Source organism: Nonomuraea sp. NPDC050540, assembly GCF_044457485.1.
Classification (GTDB): Bacteria; Actinomycetota; Actinomycetes; order Streptosporangiales; family Streptosporangiaceae; genus Nonomuraea.
Genome location: NZ_JBITHA010000022.1, coordinates 139,540 through 162,500, shown reverse-complemented (window position 1 = coordinate 162,500; position 22,961 = coordinate 139,540). Strand labels below are relative to the sequence as shown.

At 72.8% G+C, this 22,961-nt stretch carries 14 protein-coding genes; 10 read left to right on the top strand and 4 right to left on the bottom strand.

Going from position 1 to position 22,961, the window contains the following annotated elements; all coding sequences use genetic code 11:
* Positions 1–90 precede the first annotated feature (90 nt).
* From ACIBI5_RS47130 to ACIBI5_RS47120, 3 genes are read left to right on the top strand one after another with little or no spacing between them, the layout of a single operon-like run.
* Positions 91–489, top strand: coding sequence for a VOC family protein (locus ACIBI5_RS47130; RefSeq protein WP_397257260.1), 399 nt, complete (start codon positions 91–93; stop codon positions 487–489).
* A gap of 41 nt (positions 490–530) precedes the next feature.
* Entirely contained in the window at positions 531–869 is a 339-nt protein-coding gene (locus tag ACIBI5_RS47125; RefSeq protein ID WP_397257259.1) for a YciI family protein, read from the top strand.
* Entirely contained in the window at positions 866–2,107 is a 1,242-nt protein-coding gene (locus ACIBI5_RS47120; RefSeq protein WP_397257257.1) for an RNA polymerase sigma factor, read from the top strand. Before ACIBI5_RS47125 ends, ACIBI5_RS47120 begins: the two co-directional genes overlap by 4 nt.
* A gap of 24 nt (positions 2,108–2,131) precedes the next feature.
* On the opposite strand, the gene ACIBI5_RS47115 is transcribed toward ACIBI5_RS47120, so the two are convergent.
* A complete protein-coding gene (locus tag ACIBI5_RS47115; RefSeq protein ID WP_397257255.1) occupies positions 2,132–2,809 on the bottom strand; it encodes a response regulator in 678 nt (225 codons plus the stop codon).
* A complete protein-coding gene (locus tag ACIBI5_RS47110) occupies positions 2,806–4,008 on the bottom strand; it encodes a sensor histidine kinase (protein WP_397257253.1) in 1,203 nt (400 codons plus the stop codon). The genes ACIBI5_RS47115 and ACIBI5_RS47110 overlap by 4 nt, the downstream gene beginning before the upstream one ends.
* 198 nt (positions 4,009–4,206) lie before the next feature.
* On the opposite strand from ACIBI5_RS47110, the gene ACIBI5_RS47105 reads away from it, so the two are divergent.
* The 5 genes from ACIBI5_RS47105 (at position 4,207) to ACIBI5_RS47085 (ending at position 7,304) form a co-directional block, all read left to right on the top strand.
* Positions 4,207–4,554 (top strand): DUF6223 family protein, encoded by a 348-nt coding sequence (locus ACIBI5_RS47105; protein WP_397257251.1) that lies wholly within the window; start codon positions 4,207–4,209, stop codon positions 4,552–4,554.
* A 66-nt stretch (positions 4,555–4,620) separates the two neighbouring features.
* Positions 4,621–5,250, top strand: a complete 630-nt coding sequence (locus tag ACIBI5_RS47100; protein WP_397257249.1) for a MarR family winged helix-turn-helix transcriptional regulator — start codon at positions 4,621–4,623, stop codon at positions 5,248–5,250.
* 164 nt (positions 5,251–5,414) lie between these two features.
* Positions 5,415–6,152, top strand: a complete 738-nt coding sequence (locus ACIBI5_RS47095) for an MOSC domain-containing protein (protein ID WP_397257247.1) — start codon at positions 5,415–5,417, stop codon at positions 6,150–6,152.
* The gene (locus ACIBI5_RS47090) at positions 6,149–6,739 is read left to right on the top strand and encodes a protoglobin domain-containing protein (RefSeq protein WP_397257245.1); all 591 of its coding nucleotides are present in this window, start codon (positions 6,149–6,151) and stop codon (positions 6,737–6,739) included. Before ACIBI5_RS47095 ends, ACIBI5_RS47090 begins: the two co-directional genes overlap by 4 nt.
* Positions 6,740–6,905: 166 nt before the next feature.
* Complete coding sequence (locus ACIBI5_RS47085; protein WP_397257243.1) at positions 6,906–7,304, top strand: hypothetical protein; 399 nt, start codon at positions 6,906–6,908, stop codon at positions 7,302–7,304.
* A gap of 21 nt (positions 7,305–7,325) precedes the next feature.
* Here ACIBI5_RS47085 and ACIBI5_RS47080 read toward each other — a convergent pair whose 3' ends face one another.
* Positions 7,326–7,778, bottom strand: coding sequence for a hypothetical protein (locus ACIBI5_RS47080; protein ID WP_397257241.1), 453 nt, complete (start codon positions 7,776–7,778; stop codon positions 7,326–7,328).
* 152 nt (positions 7,779–7,930) lie between these two features.
* A complete protein-coding gene (locus tag ACIBI5_RS47075) occupies positions 7,931–13,240 on the bottom strand; it encodes an SDR family NAD(P)-dependent oxidoreductase (protein WP_397257240.1) in 5,310 nt (1,769 codons plus the stop codon).
* Positions 13,241–13,610: 370 nt separating this feature from the next.
* Here ACIBI5_RS47075 and ACIBI5_RS47070 point away from each other — a divergent pair, with 370 nt between their 5' ends.
* Both ACIBI5_RS47070 and ACIBI5_RS47065 read left to right on the top strand, forming a co-directional pair.
* Positions 13,611–19,898, top strand: a complete 6,288-nt coding sequence (locus ACIBI5_RS47070; protein ID WP_397257238.1) for an amino acid adenylation domain-containing protein — start codon at positions 13,611–13,613, stop codon at positions 19,896–19,898.
* A complete protein-coding gene (locus ACIBI5_RS47065; protein ID WP_397257236.1) occupies positions 19,889–22,948 on the top strand; it encodes an amino acid adenylation domain-containing protein in 3,060 nt (1,019 codons plus the stop codon). Before ACIBI5_RS47070 ends, ACIBI5_RS47065 begins: the two co-directional genes overlap by 10 nt.
* The last annotated feature ends 13 nt before the right edge of the window (positions 22,949–22,961 follow it).

Here is a 22,961-nt window from a genome sequence, read left to right as displayed (position 1 = left end):
GCAGGTGTCGTATCGAGGATCCCGCCGATCGTCGTCCTGGTGAAGGGGCCGGTCCACAGGCCCCCCGGGAGCACACAGGGAGCGCGCGTCATGAATCCGACGCTCAACATCATCGGCATCGTGGTGTCCGATCTGCGGGCCTCGATCGCCTTCTATGGCCGGCTCGGGCTGGAGTTCAAGATCGACGAGTACTCGCCGGAGCACGCCGGCTGTGACCTGCCCAGCGTGTTGCACGTGATGCTCGACACCGAGGGATTTCGCACCCCGTTCCTGCCCGGCTGGAGCAAGCCGTCCGGCGGGCCGCGCACGCTGCTGTGCTTCGAGTTCGAGACCCCGGCCGGGGTGGACGCCAAGTACCGCGAGCTCGCCGAGGCCGGGTACCGGGGGATCGCCGAGCCGTTCGACGCCTTCTGGGGCATGCGCTATGCCACGGTGGCCGACCCGGACGGGTGCGGCGTCGACCTGTACGCCACGTTGCCGGCCGGCTGAGCGCTCACGGGTACATCATCGACAAGCGGGAGGAAACAGAGATGAAGTATGTGCTGATGTTCATCGAGACCGAGCGGTTCGCCCGGCAACTGGAGGAGATGGGCGAGCTGGAGCAGCGCGAGGCGTATGAGGCGGTGGGCCGGTGGTTCGCCGACAACGCCGCCGTGATCACCCACCATGTGCATCTGGCGCCGGTGCACACCGCCACCACCATGCGCCTGGACGGTGCCGAGCCGGTCGTCACCGACGGGCCGTACATGGAGGGCAAGGAGGTGGTGAGCGGGTTCGCCGAGGTCGAGGTGGCCGACCTGGACGAGGTGCTGAAGCTGGCCCGCTCGTGGCCGGCGTGCCCGATCGTGGAGATCCGCCCCGTCTCATGACCGGCCCCGACGACCCGCCCGCACGTACCGGGGAGTACCCGGACGGCGACAGCGGGCGCGTGCTCGCGCAGGTGCTGCGTGAGCACGCGGGCCGGCTGGCGGCGAGCCTGATCTCGCTGCTGGGCGACTTCTCGGCCGCCGAGGATCTGGTGCAGGACGCGGTGGAGACGGCGCTGCGCCGCTGGCCGGTGGAGGGGGTTCCCGACCGGCCGCAGGCGTGGCTGTACACGGTCGCCCGGCGGCGGGGCCTGGACGTGCTGCGGCGCGAGTCGAACTACCGGGCCAAGCTGGCTCAGCTGCGCTGGCCGGAGCCGCAGGAGGCCGATGACCGGCTGCGGCTGATCTTCACCTGCTGTCATCCGGCGCTGGCCCCGGAGGCCAGGATCGCCCTCACCCTGCGGGTGGTGTGCGGGCTGTCGGTGCCCCAGATCGCCGCGGCGTTCGTCGTGCCGGAGGCGACGGTCGCCCAGCGGATCACCCGGGCGAAGAAGAAGATCGGCGAGGCCGGCATCCCCTACCGTGTCCCCGAGGCCGAGGAACTGCCGGAGCGGCTGGCCTCGGTGCTGTCGGTCGTCTATCTGTTGTTCAACGAAGGCTACCTGTCCAGCACTCCCGAGCGGGCCCAGGCGCGTGACCTGGTCGACGACGCCGAATGGCTGGCCGCGCTGCTGGCCAACCTGGTGCCCGGCGAGCCGGAGGTGGCCGGGCTGCTGGCGCTGATCCGGCTGCACCGGGCCCGCGGCCCGGCCCGGTTCGACGACCGCGGCCGGCTGGTGCTGCTGGCCGACCAGGACCGCTCCCGCTGGGACCACCAGGCGATCGAGCAGGCGGCCACGCTGCTGACACGGGCGGCGCGGGCGCACCGGCGGCCGGGGCCGTACCAGCTGCAGGCGGCGATCGCGGCCTGCCACGCCGAGGCGCCGTCGTTCGCCGACACCGACTGGGCGCAGATCCTGGTGCTCTACGACATGCTTGCGCACTTCGCTCCCTCGCCCATCACCCGGTTGCACCGGGCGATCGCGGTACGCCAGGTGCACGGCGCGGCGGTGGCGCTGACCGAGGTCGACGCGCTGGAGCACGGCCTGGCCACCTACGCGCTCTGGCACGCCACCCGCGCCGAGCTGCTACGCGAGCTGGGCCGGGCCGGGCAGGCGCGGGCCTGCGACGAGCGGGCACTGGAGCTGACCACCAACCCCGCCCAGCAGGCGCTGCTGACCGAGCGGCTCACCTGGACCTGAGCGAGGCCGCCGGCGGTTCGGGCGTCAGCGGTCGGCCAGGCCCGTCTGGTAGGCGATGACGACCAGTTGCGCGCGGTCGCGGGCGCCGAGTTTGGTCATCGCGTGGCTGACGTGGGTGCGCGCGGTGGCCGGGCTGAGAAACAGTTCCCTGCCGATCTCGTCGTTGTTCAGGCCCCGGCCCACCAGGGCCAGCACCTCGCGTTCGCGGTCGGTCAGCACGGCGAGCCGTTCCTCGGCGGCCTGGGCGGCTCGGCGCCGCGCGGTGAACTGGCCGATGAGGCGCCGGGTGATCCGTGGCGCGAGCAGCGCCTGCCCGGCGACGATCACCCGGATGGCGTGCAGGAGTTCGGCCGGTCCCGCGTCCTTGAGCAGGAAGCCGCTGGCCCCGGCCTGCAAAGCGTCGAAGACGTGCTCGTCGGTGTCGTAGGTGGTGAGGATGAGGACACGAACCTCTTCCAGGCCGCGCGTCCGGGCGATCTGGGCGGTGGCTTGGATGCCGTCCAGCCCCGGCATGCGGATGTCCATCAGGACGATGTCGGGACGCAGGGCGCGGGCCCGCTCGACCGCTTCGGCGCCGGTGGTGGCCTCGCCCACGACCGTGATGTCGTCTTCAAGGTCGAGCAGCACCTTGAAGCCCGACCGCACCAGACCTTCGTCGTCGGCGAGCAGCACCCGGATCGGAGCGTGGTCCGCCGCGCTCACGCGCGTGAACCGCTCGGGAGGAGAGGCAGCCGGGCATGGACCTCGAACCCGCCGCCGGGAAGCGGACCGGCCTCGAGCTCCCCGCCCAGCAGCAGGCAGCGCTCGCGCATGCCGAGGATGCCCCTTCCGGGCCCGCCGTCCGGGCCCGCGACGGCCCGGCGCCCTTCGTCGCGCACGCGCACCTCCAGGGCCTCCGCGCCGGCGGTCAGCGCCACCGTCACCCGGGTCGGGCCGGCGTGCCGGATCACGTTGGTGATCGATTCCTGCAGGATGCGGTAGGCGGCGCCGCTCACCGCGCTCGGCACCGGCACCGCGGGTGAGATCTCCTCAAGCTCGAGGTCGAGTCCGGCCGCGCGCGCCTTGGCGGCCAGTTCGCCGATCTGTCCCAGTCCGGGGTACGGCGCGCGCCCGTCGTGGTCCCCGTCGTCGCCGCGCAGGACCCCGAGAATGGCCCGCATCTCCCCCAGCGCCCGCGAACTCGTCTGCTCGATGACCCGCAGCGCCTCGCGCGCCACCTCCGGCCGCCTGTCGAGCACGTGCGCGCTGACACCGGACTGCACGTTGATGATCGCTACGGCGTGCGCGACCGTGTCGTGCACCTCGCGGGCGATCCGCAGCCGCTCGGCGTCGACGCGCGCCCGCGCCTCCTCCTCACGGGTCCGTTCGGCACGCTCGGCGCGCTGCTGAGCCTCGGCCGCGATCACCCGCCGGGAACGGACGGACTCGCCCAGGGCCGCGCTCATCACCGAGGCGCCGATGCGGAAGAACACCCAGCCGATGGCGGCGCGCGGCTCGATGTCGGCCGCGGCGGCCAGCCAGACGACGGTGAGCACCGTGATGCCCGCACCGGCGATCACCAGCGACCGCCGCCCGTCACCGTAGGCCGTGAGGGTATACAGGGCGACGAAAAGGGCGAGCCAGCCGGGTCCGTCGGGGAAGTCCAGGCCGTAGTACACCAGGCTGGCCAGCGCCGTGGTGAGGAACACCGGCACCGGCCACCGGCGGCGCACCACGAGGGCCAGGCCGCCGGCGATCAGCAGGCCGTACCCCGCGTATCCCAGGTCGGTGAGCGGCCGCTGCACCACCTCGCCGGCATTGCGGACGACCGTGCCCTGAACCTGCATCACGGTGACGAACAGCGCGAGCAGCGCCTCCTGCGCCCATGCGGGCGGGCGCAACGGCACGCCGCGGTGTTCCATGCCGCGATCCTATGGTCGCCGCCCGCCGGAACACTCCGCCCCAGAGCGCGAGCGCCTACGACAACGAGCGTAGACGGGTCACCGCCGGCCGCGCCGGAGGGCGTAGAGGCCGCCATCCCCTGCCGCAGGCGCCGCCGCTTCGACGCGGAGACGATCGAATCGTCGCGAGTAGCGCACCACGCCCCCGAAAGGATCCCCATGTCCGTCCACCCCTTGACCGCAACCGTTCTCGCGCAGCCCGTGGGCGCATACGACCTGACCTCCGGCCGGCTCTGGTCGGTGATCGCCGCAGTGATAGGGCTGGCCGGCGTGGTCGTCGGCGGGCTGGCTCTGGCCCGATCCACCGCTCCTCGGAGGAGAGGGGCTGTGGTGGCGCTGGTGGCGGGGGCCGCCTGCATGGTCATCGGCGCCCTGGTGGTGGCCGCCGCCAAGGGTGGGCCCGGCACCGGCTACGGCATCGTCGGAGGCTTCGTGGACCTGGCGGTCGGGCTGGTCGCCCTGGTTCTCGGCGGCGTGGCCGCGGCCCGGACCCGCCGCACCACCTGACTCCGGCCCGGAGCGCCGGGGCTGTAGTCTGGTTGGGTTAGGAGTCCTATCTTTACGGGCGGGTACATGACGGAGACGGACGGCGTGGGCAGCCTGGAGCATGGCGCGGGAGACGACCTGGAACGGCGGCTGGCCGACGCCGTCGAGCGCCTCGGGCACGGTTTGCGCTCGCTCGCCCAGAGCAGCGCCCGCGAGCACGGGTTGTCTCCGCTGCAGCAGCAGGCGGTGCTCGCCCTCGTCCGCATGCCGGCGGCCCGCCGGGAGGTGAGCGCGCTGGCGGCGGAGTTCGACGTCACCTCGCCGACCTTGTCCGACGCCGTCGCCGCGCTGCAGCGCAAGGGGCTCGTGACGCGCTCGCCCGGCCCCGACGGGCGCCGGCGGCTGCTCAGCCTGACCGACGACGGCCAGGAGGTCGCGCGGCGGCTCGCGCCATGGGACGGGCCGCTGCTGGAGGCGTTCGCGAGGCTGCCGGACGCCGACCGGGCCACGACGCTGCACAGCCTGCTGCGGGTGATCGCGGACCTGCAGCGCCGGGGCGTGGTGAGCGTCGTGCGCACGTGTACGACCTGCCGCTTCTTCGAGTCCGACGCCCACGCCGACCCCGCCGCGCCACACCACTGCCACCTGCTAAGGGCGCCGCTGCCCCTGGCCGACCTGCGTATCGACTGCCCCGAACACGAGCCGGCCACGGCGTAGCCCGCCGGTCCGCGCGCGGTGTCGCCGAACAACGCCCGCCGCTGCTTGCCCGCAAGTAGGTAGGACTCCTAACAAGATTGTGGCATGCTTCCTGAAGGCGCCACAACCGACAGGAGGCCCATGGTGGTTCAGCACGTCTCGTTCGAGTCGCGGAAGTCCTGGTCATGACCGGCGGACGCGTACTGGTCGTGTCCACCGGCGCCGTGCGGCCGCTGTCCTGGCGCGGCCGTACCGTGCCGTCGGGCATCGAGAAGACTCCCGTCCACGGCCCGGTCGAGGTCACCAGGCTGGGCTTGACCGGTGACGAGCAGGCCGACCGCAAACATCACGGCGGACCGGACAAGGCGGTCCTCCTCTACCCCGGCGAGCACTACCGGGCCTGGGCACCGCGGCTCGGCCCGATCACCCCGCCGGCGTTCGGCGAGAACCTCACCATCTCCGGCATCGTCGAGAGCGACGCGGTGCTGGGATCGGTCTACGCCGTCGGAACCGTCGTCCTGCAGGTGACCCAGCCGCGCCGGCCCTGCTACAAGCTGGCCGCCCACCACGGCGTCCGCGACCTGGCCGTCCTGACCCAGCGCAGCGGCAGGACCGGGTTCTACTGCCGCGTCCTGCGCCCCGGCCACCTGGCCGCCGGCGACCACATCCGTCTGCTCTCCCGTCCCGGACACGGCGTCACCGCGGCCGAGGCGCACCGCGTACTCAACGTCGACCGCGCCGACCGGGCGGCCGCCCGGCGGCTGCTCGACCACCCGCAGGTGCTGCCCACCTCCTGGGCGGGCGTGCTCCGCGACCGCCTCGACGGGCATCTCGACGACCAGGCGGAACGCCTGCACGGCTCGCTCCACGCGGCCGAAACCTCATCCACGCCCAATCCACGACACGACCAAGGAGCGACATGAGCACCACAAGCCCGATCCCCGGATACGCCCACGACGACCCGACGCTCGCCGCGTCACCGGTCACCCTGGACGACCTCGCCAAGCTGCAGGCCAGTGTGCTGTTCGGCCCCGACGACCAGGCCGCGCTGAAGACCGCCGGAGACGTCCTCGGCGGGCAGATCGAGCAAATCCTCGACGTCTGGTACGGCTTCGTCGGCTCGCACCCGCATCTGCTCGCCTACTTCTCCACGCCCGGCGGCGAGCCGATCGGCGACTACCTGACGCGCGTGCGGGCGCGCTTCGGCCGCTGGATCGTCGACACCTGCACCCGGCCCTACGACCAGCGCTGGCTGGCCTACCAGCACGAGATCGCCCTGCGCCACACCCGGGAGAAGAAGAACCACACCGATCGGGCCGGCTCCGTGCCCGACATCCCGCTGCGCTACCTCATCGCGTTCATCTACCCGATCACCGCGACGATCCGGCCCTTCCTGGCCGCGGACGGGCACGACGAGGACCAGGTCGAGGCCATGTTCCAGGCCTGGTTCAAGGCCGTCACCCTGCAGATCGCCCTGTGGTCGCAGCCCTACGCCGGCCCCGCCTGGTAGCCACCGTGACGTCACGGGAGGAGCGCCGGCGCCTCCTCGGCGTTGTCCTCGACCACGGCGACGTCCGTCCGATACCGACGCCATCGTGAAACGAGCTCAGGAGCCCACCTTGTGCGGGCTCCTGAGGTCATGGCGTTCCCAGCCGGAATGGGGCAGTATCGCCGCCATGACGACCAGCGGGGGCGACCTGATCGCGATCACGATGTCGGTCGATCACTGGCTGGTCATCGACACCGCGCTGGACAACGAGAGCGCCGTCCTCGCCGACGACCACGGCCGGAGCCTGCGTGAGCTGCGCGCTCTCGGCTGGGCCGCGCTGCCTGAGCGGCCCGTCGACGCCGAAGGCGTACGGTGCCGGCCGCGCCTCGGCCAGACCGTGACGCTCACGCTGGCTCGCGGCCAGTGGAGCGCGATCGCCTCCGTGCTGCGCAGGGAAGCCGACGCCATCGCCGCCGGCACCGATCCCGGCAGCGGGGCTGCGGGCCTTCATCGTGCGATCGCCGCGTTTCTCGGCTCCCGCACCGGCGACGCCGACCCGCCGCCGCCGGCGTCAAGCACCCTGTAGCGGGCCGCAGACCCGGCCGGCCTACTTGATCGCGGCCAGGCCCAGGACGTACATCTCGTTCTTGATCGGATAGGTCATCAGACGGTCCAGGCCGCCGTCGGGGATCGCCATGCTGCCCCGCGCGTCCGGGCGGACGCCGAGATCGGCGGATCTGCCGGTGTCGGCGTCGTACAGGGTCAGGACGGACCGGTCTCCCGGTCCTCGCAGCGTGACCTTGAAGAAGCGCTCCAAGCCGGCGTCGTCGCCGAACTGGAAGGTGCTCGGCAGTTCGCGTTCCCGGGAACCATCGCGATCGCGGACGAACCATCGCAGGATGGTCTGGGACTGAACCGTGTCCGGGCACCGGCGCGTTCCGCACCGGATCTCCTTGCCGGAGCGGTCACGGGGGCGTTCGACCTTGACGGTCTTGTTGCGCACCAGCACGCCCGCGCACCGCTCGACGCCGCACCTGACCTCCTCGCCGGCCTTGACCACGGCGTCGCGCCGTTCCCCGGTCTCGGCTCGGCCACGAAGTCGTCGAAGCCGGGTTCGTCATCCACGTGTCGTCCCTTCGGTCGTCATGTCCCAGACGACCGAAGGGACGACGATGTTGCATCGCCCGGCGAATGTCTTGCGGAGACCGGTGCTCAGGCGCGGGCGTTCCTGGGCTGGGGTGTGATGCCGGTGGACGGCGGCGCCGTGCCCTCCGCTCTCGCCTGTGCCACCAGGGCGGCCATCCCGGTGACCGTCGCCTCCCTGAAAAGGCTGCGCATCGGCAGCCGGACACCCAGCTTCTTGCGGATGAGCGAGATGAGCTGGACCGCGACCAGCGAGTTGCCGCCCAGCTCGAAGAAGTCGTCCTCGACGCCGACCCGCGGCGTGCCCAGCACCTCCGACCACAGCGCGGCCATGGCGGCCTCCACCCCGTCCCGCGGCGCGACGTAGCCGGTGCCGTCCTGCTCGCCGCCCTCGGCGGCGGCGCCCGCGGGAAGCGCGGACTCCAGGGTCTCCTTGGTCAGCGTACGCACGCCGGTCACGAACTCGGCCAGCGGCGTGGCGTTGACCACCACCTGGGTGCCGACCGCGTGCGCGAGCAGGCGGCGGAAGGCGTCGGCGCCCAGCGCGGGCAGGATGCCGGCCTGGGCGCCCTCGCGGTCGAGCGCGACACCGGCCGCCGCCGACTTCTCCGGCACCTCCGGCTGCCCGTCGTCCTCCCCCACGCTCTGGGTGACCGACTCGACGTCGACCCGCCGCAACACGAACTCCGAGATCTCCACGACCGGCCGCCCGGTGTCGTCGTACATCGTGAGGTCCACGGCGATGATCTCGCCGCCGCCCTCCCGGTGTACGGCGTGGCTCCACACCTTGGCCGGCAGCGGCGCGCGCACGGTCAGCCGGCCGTACCCGAGCGGGAGATGGCTGTGCTCGCCGGCGGCGCTGACGAACGCGGTGGCCTCGTCGAGCAGTGCCGGATGCAGGCCGTAGCGGTCGAGCTCGGCGGCGGTCTCCGGCGCCGCCTCCAGCAGGGCGATCTCCTCCCCCGCGCCCTGATCGACCGAGCGCAGGCTGCGCCAGCGGGGGCCGAAGGTGACCAGGCCGGAGGCGGAGGCGAACATGTTCTCCGTGCGCGTGCCGTACGAGCAGCGGGCACGGATCCCGGCGAGGTCGGCCGTGCTCGCGGCGGCGCCGGCCACCCAGGCGGCGCTGCCTCTCGCGTGGGTGCGCGGGGCGCCGCCGGCGACGCTGACCACCTCGAAGTCGGCGCCCTCGCCGGTCGCGGTGAACAGCACCCGCAGCTCGGCGGAGGTGGTCACCGGCAGCGGCGCGGTGAAGGCCACGTCGCGCAGTTCGACCACGTGCTCCGGGCCGGGGGCGGGCACCACGGAGGTGAAGGCGAAGCGGGCGCATTCGAGGTAGCCGGTGCCGGGCATGACGGGGACGCCGGCCAGGCGGTGCTCGTCCAGCACCCAGTGGGTGGCGGGTGCGAGCCTGCCGCCGCACCAGGCCGGGCGGCCGTCGCCCGGCTCGTGCAGCTCGGTGAGCAGCGGATGCGCCAGGGGGCTGGTCCGGTCGCCGCGCTGGAGCGCGCGGAAGACCTTGGGCGCCTCGACCTCGGCGGCCATGCCCACTTCCAGCCAGGCGCCCCAGTTGACCGACAGCACCCGGCCGGGCCAGGTGGCGGCGTAGGCGTCGAGGAAGGCGTTGGCCGCGCAGTAGTCGACCTGGCCGAAGCCGCCCGCCACGGCGGTGACGGACGAGCAGAGCATGACGAAGTCGAGGTCCAGGTCGCCGAAGACGTCGCGCAGCGCCCGCGTCCCGGCGATCTTCGGGGCCATGACGCGCTCGGCGTCGGCGCGATCCTTGACCTCGGCCATGCCGCCACCGGGCAGTCCGGCGGCGTGGACCAGGCCGTCCACGCGGCCGAAGCGCTCCAGCGCGCTCGCGCGCACGCGGCGCAGCGCCTCCGGGTCGGTGACGTCGGCCGCCAGCACGAGTACCCCGGCTCCGGCCGCCTCCATGCGCGCGACGGCCGCCCGCGCCCGCGGTCCGGGCGTGCCGGTGCGGCTGAGCAGGACCACCGCGCCGCGCGTGCGCGTGGCCAGGTCCTCGGCCAGGGTGAGGCCGATGCCGCCCAGGCCGCCGGTGATGACGTAGACGCCGCCTTCGCGCAGCCCGGCCATCGGGTCGGGGGACGGCGGCAGTTCGACGGCCTCGTGGTGCAGCGTCCACCGGCGCCCCGAACGCAGGACGACCGGTGTGGTCGTGGCGCCGGTCAGCTCGGCCACCAGCGCGTCCAGGTCGCCGGCGGCCGACTCCACGTCGATGTGGCGCACCGACAACCACGGCGCCTCCAGCGGCAGCACGTTCGCGATGCCGGTCACGGTGGCGTGCTCCGGACGGCGAACGTCGTGGCCGAGCACGTTCTGTACGCCTTCGGTGAGGACGTCGAGCCGGACCTCGTTCTCCCGTTCGGACTGGGCCAGCGCCTGGAACAACGCCAGCAGGGTGTAGAAGCCGTCCTCCTCCGCGGTGCCCGGGTCCAGGGCCCAGGCGTGGACGACGTGCCCGGGTGTCCCGATCTCCGCCAGCAGACGCTCGCAGTCCTCCCGCGATCCCGGGCGCAGGGTGAACGAGCCGTCGGCGGCGCCGTACGCCTCGCCCTTGCGGACGGTCACCACGTCGGCGCCGGCCGAGCGCAGCGCGGCCGTCAGCGGCTCGCTCGCGGGTCCGGCGAACACGAGCACGCGCTCCGTCAGCGGTGCGCCGGCGACGGGCCTCGGGGTCTGCCGCCAGGCGGGCAGGTTGAACCACTGCTCGATCGGCAGCGCGCCGGTCCGGGGCGACCTGGGGTAGATCAGCTCGGGGTCGGCCGTGATCGGCACCCAGTGGCGGGTGCGCTCGAAGGGGTAGGTGGGCAGCGGGACGCGGCGGCCGGGCTCGCCGGGGGCCTCCAGCGGCGCCCCGGCGACCCAGAGCGCGCCCGCCGCCGCGTACAGCACCCGCAGGTCGGAGCCGGAGTCGGCGGGACCGGGCAGGCTGGGCAGCGGCTTCGGCGCGCTCTTCGGGAGCTGGCTCCTGACCAGGCCGGAGAGCTGCCGGCCGGGGCCGCACTCGACGAGCTGCCACTCGCCCTCGGCCGCCAGCGCGGCCACGCAGTCGCCGAACCTGACCGGTTCGCGCAGGTGGCGGGCCCAGTAGGCCGGATCGACCGCTTCCCCGGGGGTGATCCAGGTGCCGCTCACGTTGGACAGGAACGGCAGCGCCGGCGCACGCCGCTCGGTGGCGGCGACGAGCTCGTGGAACTCACCCACGATCGGGTCCATCATCGGCGAGTGGAAGGCGTGTGAGGTGCGTAACGCGGTCGAGGTGACGCCCTGCCCGGTGAGCCGGTCGTGGTACTCGGCGACCAGGCTCTCCGGCCCCGCGACCACGCAGGTGCCGGGGCCGTTGACGGTGGCGATCACCAGGCCGTCGGGCAGGCCGGGCCGTACGTCGTGCTCGTCGAGGCGGACGGCCAGCATCGAGCCGGCCGGCATGGTCTGCATCAGCCGCCCGCGGGCGGCGACCAGGCGGATCGCGCCGGGCAGGTCGAAGACGCCCGCGACGGTGGCGGCGACGTACTCGCCGATGCTGTGGCCGATCATCGCGGCCGGCTCGATGCCCCACGAGCGCCAGAGCCGGGCCAGCGCGTACTCGATGGTGAACAGCGCGGGCTGGGTGAGCTCGGTGCGCCGCAGTGCTTCGGCGTCGTGGGTGAGCGGGTCGAAGCCGAGCAGCCGGGCGCACTCGTCGACGGCGTCGCGGAAGACCGCTTCCGTCTGGTAAAGCTCCCGGCCCATGCCCTCGTACTGGGCGCCCTGGCCGGGGAACAGCCAGGCCACGCGCGGATTGCCGGCCACGCCCTTGACCAGGCGCCGCTGGTCGGCGAGCGCCCGTACGGCCTCCTCGTGGCTGCCCGCCACCACGACCGCGCGGTGCTTGAACCGGCGGCGGCCGGTTCGCAGGGTCTGCGCGACGTCGGCCAGGTCGAGGTCGTCGGTGGCGAGCCGGGCGGCCAGCCGTTCCGTCATGGCGGCCAGCGCGGACGGCGTGCGGGCCGACAGCCGCAGCAGGTGCTGACCGCGGTGCTCACGCACGGCCGGAGGAAGCGGTGGCGCCTCCTCGACCACGATGTGGGCGTTGGTGCCGCCGATGCCGAAGGAGCTGACGCCCGCCCGGCGGGGCACGCCGTTCGACTTCCACTCGGTCAGCTCGGCCGCCACGTGGAACGGGTTGGCGCCGAAGGGGATGCGCGGGTTGGGCCGCTCGTAGTTGAGCGTGGGCGGGATCTGGCCGTGCTCGATCGCCAGGACGGTCTTGGTCAGCCCGGCGATGCCGGCGGCCGGGCCCAGGTGGCCGATGTTGGTCTTGACCGACCCGATCGCGCACCAGCCCGCGTCGTCGGTGTCCCGGCCGAACACCGAGCTCAGCCCGCTCACCTCGATCGGGTCGCCGACGGAGGTGCCGGTGCCGTGCGCCTCCACGTAGGTGATCGTGCGCGGGTCGATGCCGGCGACCGCGAGCGCGCCCGCGACCGCCCCGGCCTGTCCCTCGGAGCTGGGCGCGGAGAAGCCGGCCTTCGAGGAGCCGTCGTTGTTGATGGCGTTGCCGCGGATGACCGCGCGGATGTGGTCGCCGTCGGCGACCGCGTCGGACAGTCTCTTGAGTACGGCGACGCCGCCCCCGCCGCCCCAGATGGTGCCCTGGGCCGAGGCGTCGAAGGCGCGGCAGTGGCCGTCGGGCGAGTAGATGCCGTCCTGGTGGTACAGATACCCCCACTCCGGCGGCAGCTCGAAGGAGGCGCCGCCGGTCAGCGCCATGTCGCACTCCCCGCCCCGTAGCGCCTCGCACGCCACGTGCACGGCCACCAGCGAGGAGGAGCAGGCGGTGTGCAGGGTGAGGCTGGGGCCACGCAGGTCGAGCTTGTAGGAGACGAACGTGGCCAGGTAGTCGGGGTGGTTGCCCACGTAGACGGCGAGGTTGCCGGCCGAGGCGTGGGTCTTGCGGTCGCGCCGGATGTAGACCCACTGGTACTCGTCGGAGCCGATGGCCCCGTACACGCCGATCTCGCCGTCGTAGCGGGCCGGGTCGTAGCCCGCGTCCTCCAGAGCGGTGTGCGCCAGTTCCAGGAAGAGGCGCTGCTGCGGGTCGCGCAGCTCGGCCTCCCGTGGGGACATGCCGAAGAAGGCGGCGTCGAGGGCGCCGTACTCGGCGGCGATGGACGAGGCCCGGACGAAGTTCGGGTCGTCCAGCAGGTAGCCGGGCACGCCGAGTTCGGCCTGCTCCTCCCGGCTGTAGAAACGCACAGACTCCACGCCGTCCACGAGGTTGCGCCAGAACTGCGGCACATCCCCCGCGCCGGGCAGCCGGCAGGCCAGCCCGACGACTGCGATGGGCTCGACCGTCGGTTCGGTCATGTCTCACTCTTTCCTTGTGGGCCTGGTCCGGGCGCGGCTTGCGGCGATCCGCCGAGCGGCGCGGCCGGAACCGGGGGTGGTGCTGCGGCCGTCGGGGTGGGCGGCCGGTGGGCGTTCGCGCCGCCGCCCGCGTGGGGGAGGCGGAAGAGCTGGACGTCGGCTGGCGACGGGAACGCCATACTCAATGGTTCACCAGGCATTCACTAGAGTCCGGATAAATCCTTATAGCCAAGGACATAATTCCGAGTCAACGCCGATTTCGGGCGTATACAAAACCGATAAAGAGCGTGACAGAAAGTAGTGATTGTCAGCCCTGTGGTGAATGTGTATGAATCTCGTTTAATGTGGCGTTCACCGAGAAAGTGAGGCAGTGGTGACATCCTCGGCGGGGCTGTCCTCAGACGAAATCCAGCTTTCCGACACCAAGCGAGCTCTGCTGGAGCAACGCCTCCGCCGCCGGTCCACCGGCAAGTCAGCGGGCATCCCGCGGCGGGAGCCGGATGCCGAGATCCCCTTGTCCTATGCCCAGGAGGGCCTGTGGTTCATGGAGCAATTCGCTCCGGGCACAGCCGCCTACACCATCCCTTTCGTCCTCCGGCTGCGCGGAGGCCTCGATGGTGAACGACTTCACCAAGCGCTTGAAACGGTCGTGTCCAGGCACGAGATTTTGCGCACCCGATTTCCGGCCGACGCGGACGGCAGGCCCCGCGTGGAGGTGTCCGATACCGGACACGTCGAGTTGCGGCGGCTGACCGCCACCGACGAGGCGCACGCCCGCGACCTCCTGGGCGCCGAACTCGCCCGCCCCTTCGTGATCGCCACCGAGCTGCCCGTACGCGCCGCGCTCGTCCGCCTGGCCGACGACGACCACATCCTGCTGGTGACGCTCCACCACATCGCCGGTGACGGATGGTCACTGGAGATCCTGGCCGGGGAACTGCGCACGCTCTACGCCGGCGAGACCCCGCCCGAACTGGCCCTGCAGTACGCCGACTTCGCCCTCTGGCAGCGCACCCGCCCGGCCGACCAGGCCGACCTGGCCTACTGGCGCGAACGGCTGGCCGGCGTGCCACCCATCGACCTGCCCCTCGACGGCCGGCGCGGCGCCGTGGCCACCTTCGACGGCGCCTCCCACTCCTTCCGGCTCGGCCCCGGCCTGCTGGCCGCCGCCAACCGCCTGGCCAGGAAGCACGACGCGACGCTCTACATGGTCGTGCTGGCCGCCTACCAGGTGCTGCTCGGCCGCCACAGCGGGCAGACCGACTTCGCCGTCGGCACGCCGGTCGGCGGGCGCCCGCGCAGCGAGCTCGAACCCCTCATCGGCATGTTCGTCAACATGCTGGCCATGCGCGCCGACCTCGAAGGCGACCCCACCTTCACCGAACTGCTCACCCGGGTCAGGCAGAACACGCTGGACGCCTTCACCCACCAGCGGCTGCCGTTCGAGCAGTTCGTCGGGGAGCTCGGGCACGCCCGGGACGTCTCGCGCACCGCCGTCTTCCAGGCCGCGCTCGCCCTGCAGAGCTACGACGAGGACAGCTTCGCCTGGCCGGGGCTGGCGGCCGAGCCGTACCCGCTGACCGCGCGGGCCGCGCCGTACGAGCTGGAGTTGTTCCTCACCGAACGCGAGGACGGGCTCGACGCGCTGTTCGTCTACAACCGGAACCTGCTGGACCCGGTCACGGTCGAGGAACTCGGCACCCGGTTCGCCGCGCTCCTGCGCGCCGCCGTCGCCGGGCCGGACGTACGGGTGTCGGACCTGGAGATGCTGACCCCGCCGGAACACGAACACCTCCTGGCGCTGGCCGAGGGGCCGCACGAGCCGTACCCCGGAGAGAAGACGCTGGGCGGGCTGTTCGAGGAGCAGGCCGCCCGCACGCCCGGCGCCGTCGCCCTGGAGTACGGCCGGCAGCGCCTCACCTACGCCGAGCTGGAGCGGCGCTCGGGCCTGCTGGCCGGGCGATTACGCGAACGGGGCGCCGGACCGGGAGTCCGGGTCGCGGTGGGCATGGAACGTTCGCTGGAGCTGGTCGTGAGCCTGCTGGCCGTGGTCAGGTCGGGCGCCGCGTACGTGCCGCTGGACCCCGACTACCCGCGGGAGCGCCTGGACTTCATGCTGGAGGACGCGCGGGCCGCGATCCTGCTGCCGCAGGAGACGGTCCGCGCGCCGAGCCCGGCGGCGGACACGCCGCCGGCCTCGGCCCACCCGGCCTACATGATCTACACCTCCGGCTCGACCGGCCGCCCCAAGGGCGTGCCCAACACGCACGCAGCCATCGTCAACCGCCTGGACTGGATGCAGCGCCGCTTCGGCCTGACCGGCGCGGACGCGGTCGTGCAGAAGACGCCCGCGGGCTTCGACGTCTCCGTCTGGGAGTTCTTCTGGCCGATCGTCACCGGGGCCCGTCTCGTGGTGGCCGAGCCGGGCGGGCACCGGGACACCGCCTACCTGCGTGACCTGATCATCGGCAGCGGCGTGACGACCGTGCACTTCGTGCCGTCGATGCTCGCCGCCTTCCTGGAGGAGGAGGGCGTCGAGGGCTGTACCTCGCTCAAGAGGGTCATCTGCAGTGGCGAGGAACTGCCGCCGGCGGTCGCCGCCCGGTTCTTCGAGCGTCTGCCGGACACCGAACTGCACAACCTCTACGGCCCCACCGAGGCCGCCGTCGACGTCACCGCCTGGCGGTGCGCGCCCGGCGAGAGCCGGATCCCGATCGGCCATCCGGTGCAGAACACCCGCATCCACGTCCTCGACGCGCGGCTGCGGCCGGTGCCGTCCGGCGTGCCCGGTGAGCTGCACATCGGCGGCGTCCAGGTCGCCCTCGGCTACCACGACCGCCCCGCGCTGACCGCCGACCGCTTCGTGCCCGACCCTTACGGCCCGCCCGGCTCACGCCTGTACCGCACCGGCGACCTGGCCCGGGTACGGCGCGACGGCGCCGTGGAGTTCCTCGGCCGGCTGGACGACCAGGTCAAGATCCGCGGCCAGCGGGTGGAGCTGGGGGAGATCGAGGCCGTGCTGCGCGAGCAGGCGGGCGTGCGCGAGGCGCTCGTCGTCGCCGGCGCGGACGGCCTGGTGGCCTACGTCGTCACCGACGTCCCGGACACCGGCCTCCGGGCGGCGCTGAAGGAGATCCTGCCCGACCACATGGTGCCCGGCGCCTACGTGACCATGGACGCGCTGCCCCTCGGTCCCAACGGCAAGGTGGACCGGGCCGCGCTGCCCGCCCCCACCCGGACCGCCGGGGACGGCGCCCCGCCCACCACCCCGGCCGAGATCGCCGTCGCCGGGATCTGGGGCGAACTGCTCGGCCTGACCGGCATCCGGGCCGACGACGACTTCTTCGAGATCGGCGGGCACTCCCTGGTCGCCATCCAGGTGGTGGCCCGGCTGCGCAAACTGCTCGCGCCGGTCGAAGGACGCTCGATCGGCGTCATGGACCTGTTCCGGAACTCCACCGTGCGGGCGCTGGCCGAGCTCATCGAGGGCCCCGCCCCGGCCGAGGACACGCCGCGCGAGCTCCTGCACCGCCTCACGCGCTCGCGCACCACGCCCGCGCTCACCCTCGTCTGCTTCCCCTACGGCGGCGGGAGCGCCCTGGTCTACCAGCCGCTGGCCGACGCCCTGCCGGAGGAGTGCGCGCTGTACTCCATGGCCTTCCCCGGCCACGACCCCGGGCGCCCGGACGAGCCGGTGATGCCCCTGGACGAGGTCATCGGCCAGTGCGTGCGCGAGATCCTCGACGGCATCGAGGGACCGATCGCCCTGTACGGCCACTGCGGCATCGGCGGCGCCGTCACGGCCGAGGTCGCCCGGCGCCTGGAGGCCGCCGGCCGCGAGCTGCGGGCCGTCTACATCGGCGCCATCTTCCCCTTCGCCCGGCCGCAGGGCCGCGTCGCCGGGCCCCTGGGCAGGCTGCTGCGCTCCGACCGGCTGCGCGGCGACCGTACCTACGAGAACCGCATGAAGGCCATGGGCAACGACATCTCCGGCCTGGACGAGGAGCAGGTCAGGTTCATGGTCCGCAACCAGCGCCGGGACACGCTGATCGCGGAGGAGTCGTTCACCCGCATGCTCGGCGAGCCCGCCGAGCCGCTGCGCGCCCCGGTCATCGCGGTCGTCGGCGAGCAGGACCCGGCGACCGACTACTACCGCGAGCGTTACCGGGAGTGGCGGTTCCTGTCGCCCACCACCGCGCTCGTCGTGCTCAGCGAGGCCGGCCACTACTACCTGAAGTACCGCGCCGACGACCTCGCCCAGATCCTCACCAACACGCACATCGCGATGGAGTACGGCTCGTCCGCCGCGCTGAACCGCTCCGCGAGAGGACCGGCCGCCCGGTGGTGGGTCGAGGAGACGGAACAGGAGCGGCCGGCGAGGCAGGCGCCGCCCCCGAGCATGCGGCGCTTCCTGAGCGTGTCGGCCGCCCAGCTCGTCGCCCTGGTCGGCACCGCGATCACCGACTTCGCGATCCCGATCTGGGTCTACACCACGACAGGATCCCTGCTGAACTTCGCCCTCCTGGTCGCCCTGGCGATCATGCCGGGCGTCCTGGCCGCCCCGCTCCTCGGCGCGATCGTCGACCGGTCGGGCAAACGCGCGATGATGGCGCTGGGCAACAGCCTCGCCGGCGGCGTGCAGCTGATCTTCGGCGCGCTGTTGTGGACCGGCGCCCTGGCCACCTGGCACATCTATCCGCTCGTGGCGACGCTCTCGGTCATGATGGTCTTCCAGCGGCTCGCCTACTCCGCGGCGCTGCCGCAACTCGTGCCCAAGCGCTATCTCGGACACGCGGCGGGCGTGGTCCAGATGCTCCTCGGCACCTCCCAGTTCGTCGCCCCGCTCCTGGCCGTCGCGCTCCTGGCCGGTGTCGGCCTCAGCGGCATCCTGGCGATCAACGTCGCCGGCTTCTGCGTGATGCTGGGCGCGCTGGCCGTCATCCGCTTCCCCGCCACCCTCGGGCTGGAGCGGCGCGAGACGCTGGCCGCCGAGATCGCCGGCGGGTTCCGCATGTCGCTGGGCAACCGGCACCTGCGGGCCGCGCTGCTCTACTTCGCCGTGCTCAACGTCATGCTGGCCGCCGTGCTGATGTCGATCTCGCCGCTGGTGCTGTCGTTCTCCGACCTCGGCACCGCCGGGCGCATCGCGTTCGCCGGCGGCCTCGGCGCCACGCTCGGCGGCATGATCGTCGCGCTGTGGGGCGGGCCGCGCCGGCGCCGCATGCGCGCCGTGCTGCTGGGCACCCTGGGGCTCAGCCTGTTCGCCGTCGTCACCGGGGCGTACGCCTCGCCGCTGACCGTCGGTCTCGGCGCGTTCGGGCTGTGGTGCAGCCTGTCCGTGGTCAACGGCGTCTTCATGACGATCATCCATGTGAAGGTGCCGCAGCGCTTCCACGGCCGGGTCATGGCGTTCAACCAGATGATCTCCTGGTCCACGCTGCCGGTCGGCATGGCCGTGGTCGCGCCACTGGGCGAGCGGGTGCTGGAACCGCTGCTCATGCCGGACGGCGCGCTGGCCACGACCGTCGGCGCGGTGATCGGGGTGGGGCCGGGGCGCGGGATCGGGTTCATGTACGTCCTGCTCGGCCTGGGCATCGCCGTGCACGCGCTGGTGTCGATGCGGATCCCGGTCCTGGCCAGGTTCGACCGGGAGGTGCCGGAGGCCGATCCCGACGACCTCGTCGGCGCGCAGGCGCTGCAGGCCGGCGCGGGCAACACCGTCAGCCTCGCCTGGAGCGCGCCCGCCTTCGCCAAGGCGCTGACCATGCCGCTGAGCGCGGACACGGCGGCCGCCCTGCTCGGGGAGCCGGTCGAGCGGGTCCTGCTGCGCACCGGCGGCGAGATCAGCGCGGTCTACGAGGTCAGGACGCCGAGCCGCGAGCTGATCTTCAAGCTGTACCCCGGCCTGTTCACCGACCGCATGCGCAAGGAACAGCGGGTGTACGAGCTGCTCGGCCGTACCGGCGCGGCGGCGCCCGGTGTGGTCCTGGCCGACGACTCCAAGCGTGACCTGCCCCAGGCGTACCTGGTGATGACGAAGATCCCCGGCCGGCCGCTCTCGCAGGTCTCCGCCTCCCTCGACGGCGAGACCGTCGAACGGCTCTACCACGAGATGGGCCGCGTGCTGCGGGCCGTGCACAGCGTGGAACTCAGCGCGTACGGCCCGCTGGACGGCGTTCAGGAGCCCACGAACGACGCCTACCTCGGCGGCCAGTTCGACCTCAAGGTCGCCCAGTTCGCCGAGTTCGGCGGCGACCCCGACGTGCACGCGGCGCTCGTCGCCCGCGTGCGGGCCGACCGCCACCTGCTGGGGCGCTGCGCCTCCCCCGTCCTGCTCCACCACGACTTCCACGAGCGCAACGTCATGGTCGACGAGCTCGACGGCCGATGGGAGCTGACCGGCGTCATCGACGTCGAGAACGCGCTCGCCGGCGACCCCCTCATGGACCTGGCCCGCACCGAGTACTTCGCGGTCCAGGACGACCCCGCCCGCCGCCGCGCCCTCCTGGACGGGTACGGCACGCTGCCCGGCGACTGGGCCGAGCGGCTGGCCTTCTACCGGCTCTACCACGCGCTGGACCAATGGCACTGGCTGGCCACGCTCGGCGAGGTCAGCGCGCTGGAGCCGATCACCCGGGAGATTCGCGCATGCCTGTGACCGAAGACGCCTTCCCCGCCTCCTCCGCACAGGAACGGGTCTGGTTTCTCAGCACGCTTCTGCCCGGCCTGCCCCTCTACAACATCGCGGGCATCTCCCGGCTGGAACGGCTCGGCGAGGTCGACCCCGCGCTCATGGAGCGGGCGCTCGGGATGGTGGCCGAGCGGCACGAGCCGATGCGCACCCGCTTCGAGCTGCGCGAGGAGAAGGTCATGCAGCTCATCGCACCCGAGATCCCGGTACGGCTGGCCTACACGGACCTGACCGCCGACGAGGGGGCTTTGGAAGCGCTGGCCGCGCGGGACGCCGCGGAGCCGTTCGCCCTCGACCGGGCGCCGCTGTGGCGGGCCAGGCTGGTCAGGCTCGGCGGCGGCCGGTGGCGGCTCGTCCAGGTCTTCCACCACGCCGTTTACGACGCGTGGTCCGCGGAGATCTTCGGCGCCGACCTGACCGAGGCGTACCTGTCGCTGCGCGAGCGACGCGCCCCCCGCTTCGCCAAGCTGACCGTCCAGTACGCCGACTACGCCGTCTGGCAGCGCGAGCAGCCCTTCGAGGACGACCTGGCGTACTGGAAGCGGCGCCTGGCCGGATCCAGCCCCCTCGAACTGCCCGCCGACCACCCCCGCCCCGCCGAACTCGGCTACGCCGGAGCCAACCACCCGTTCACCGTGCCGGCCGAACTGACGGCCCGGGTGGCGGCGCTGGCCAGGCATCGCGGCGCCACCCCCTTCATGGTGCTGTTCACGGCCTTCGCCGCCCTGCTCGCCCGCTGGAGCGGCCGGAACGACGTCGTGATCGGCTCACCCGTGGCCGGCCGCGAGCAGGACGAGCTCAACCCGCTCATCGGCATGTTCGTCAACACCCTGCCCCTCCGCGCCGACCTGGGCGGCGACCCCGGCTTCGGCGAGGCACTGGACCGCGTGCGCACCACCGTCCTGGAGGCGCTCGAACACCAGGACGTGCCCTTCGCCCGCATCGTCGGCGCGCTCAACCCGCCCCGCGACCCCGCCCGCACCCCGCTCTACCAGGTCGCCTTCAACCAGCTCCCCTTCGACGTCCGCGGCCAGATCGGCACCGGGACCACCAAGACCGACCTCACGCTGGAGCTGCAGAACGCGCGGGGCGACATGAGCGGGTGGCTGGAGTACAGCACCGGCCTCTACGACCCGGCCACGATCGCCGGGCTCGCGGAGGGATATCTCGCCCTGCTCGACGCGGCCACCGCCGATCCGTCGCTGCCGCTGTCGCGCCTGCCGCTCATGCCCGCCTCCCGCCGTTGCGAGGTGGCCGGCGCCTGGCACGGGCCGCGCCTGCCGTACCCCTCGCTGCCTCTTCACGACCTCGTGGCGGCGCGCGCCGCCGAAAGCCCGGATGCCCCCGCGGTGATCGTCCCGCACGAGGACCGCACCCTGACCTACGCCGAGCTGGACGCCCGCGCCGAGGCCCTGGCCAGGACGCTCGTCTCCCGCGGCGTGGGAGTCGAGTCCCCCGTCGCGGTCTGCCTCCCGCCCGGCGCCGACCTCGTGATCGCCCTGCTGGCCGTCCTGAAGTCCGGTGCCTGTTATGTCCCCCTCGACCCCCGCTACCCGGCCGACCGGCTGCGCTTCATGCTCGAGGACTCCGGGACCGAACTCGCGATCACCACCCCGGGACTGGCGAGCAGCCTGCCCGGCGTCGCCCTGCTGACCGACCTGGCCGCGGAGGTCCTGGATCACCGCCCGCTGCCGGCCGTCACGCTCGACCACCTCGCCTACGTGATCTACACCTCCGGCTCCACCGGCGTGCCCAAGGGCGTCATGGTCCCGCACCGGGGCGTGGTCAACCTCGCCGAAAGCCTGGCGTTCCCGGCGGCCGAGCGCGTGCTGCTGCTGACGCCGCTCTCCTTCGACATCGCCGCGCTCGAACTGTTCGGGCCGCTGCTGCGGGGAGGGGCCGTCGTGGTCGCCCCGCCGGACGGCAAGCTCACCCCGGCCCTGGCGGAGGTGACGACCGTCCAGGCGCCCCCGTCCGTCCTGGAGGAGATCATCGCCGACCTCCCGGACGGCCTGCCGAAGATCCTGAGCGGCGGCGAACCCCTCGGCCTGCCCCTGGCCCGCCGCCTGCTGGGCAAGACCAAAGAGCTCCACAACATGTACGGCCCCACCGAGACCACCATCTGGTCCCTCACCCACCGGGTTCGTCCGGAGGACACGGCCATCTCGATCGGCCGCCCCGTGGCCAACACCACGTCCTACGTCCTGGGCCCCGGCCTGGACCCGCTCCCGCCCGGCGTGGTCGGCGAGCTCTACCTGGGCGGCGACGCCCTGGCCCGCGGCTACCACCGCCGCCCGTCCCTGACCGCCGCCCGCTTCGTCCCCGACCCCTTCGGTCCGGCCGGCGGCCGCCTCTACCGCACCGGCGACCTGGTCCGCCGCCGGCCCGACGGCACCCTCGAATTCGTCGGCCGGGCGGACGACCAGGTGAAGGTCCGCGGCGTCCGCATCGAACTGGGCGAGGTCGAAACCGCCCTCGCCACCCATCCCGGCGTCACCCGCGCCGTGGCCGCCGTCCGCGACGACGCCCCCGGCGGTCGCGCCCTCGTCGCCTACGTGGACGACCGGGCCCCGCTGGCCGAGCTGCGCGCCTACCTCCAGGACCGGCTGCCGCCCACCATGGTCCCCAGCCTCTACGTGCCGGTGGACCGGTTCCCGAGACTCCCCAACGGCAAACTCGACCGCGCCGCCCTCCCCTCCCCCCAGGCCACTCCCGCCACCGCCGCACCCGCCACCCCGGAGACGGCCGCGGAGGAACTGGTCCACGACGTCTGGACCGACGTCCTGGGCAGGGACGCGTTCGGCGTCGACGACGACTTCTTCGACCTCGGCGGCCACTCGATGCTCGGCACCCGGGTCGTGGCCAGGATCTGCTCGGAGCTGGAGATCGAGCTGCCGCTCAACACGCTCTTCCTGACCCGGACGGTCCGCCGGCTGGCGGCGGCGGTGGAGGCGCACCTGGCGGCGGAGATCGACCAGCTCTCGGAGGAGGAGGCGGCGGCGCTGATGGAGGGGTGAGGTCAGGTGGCGG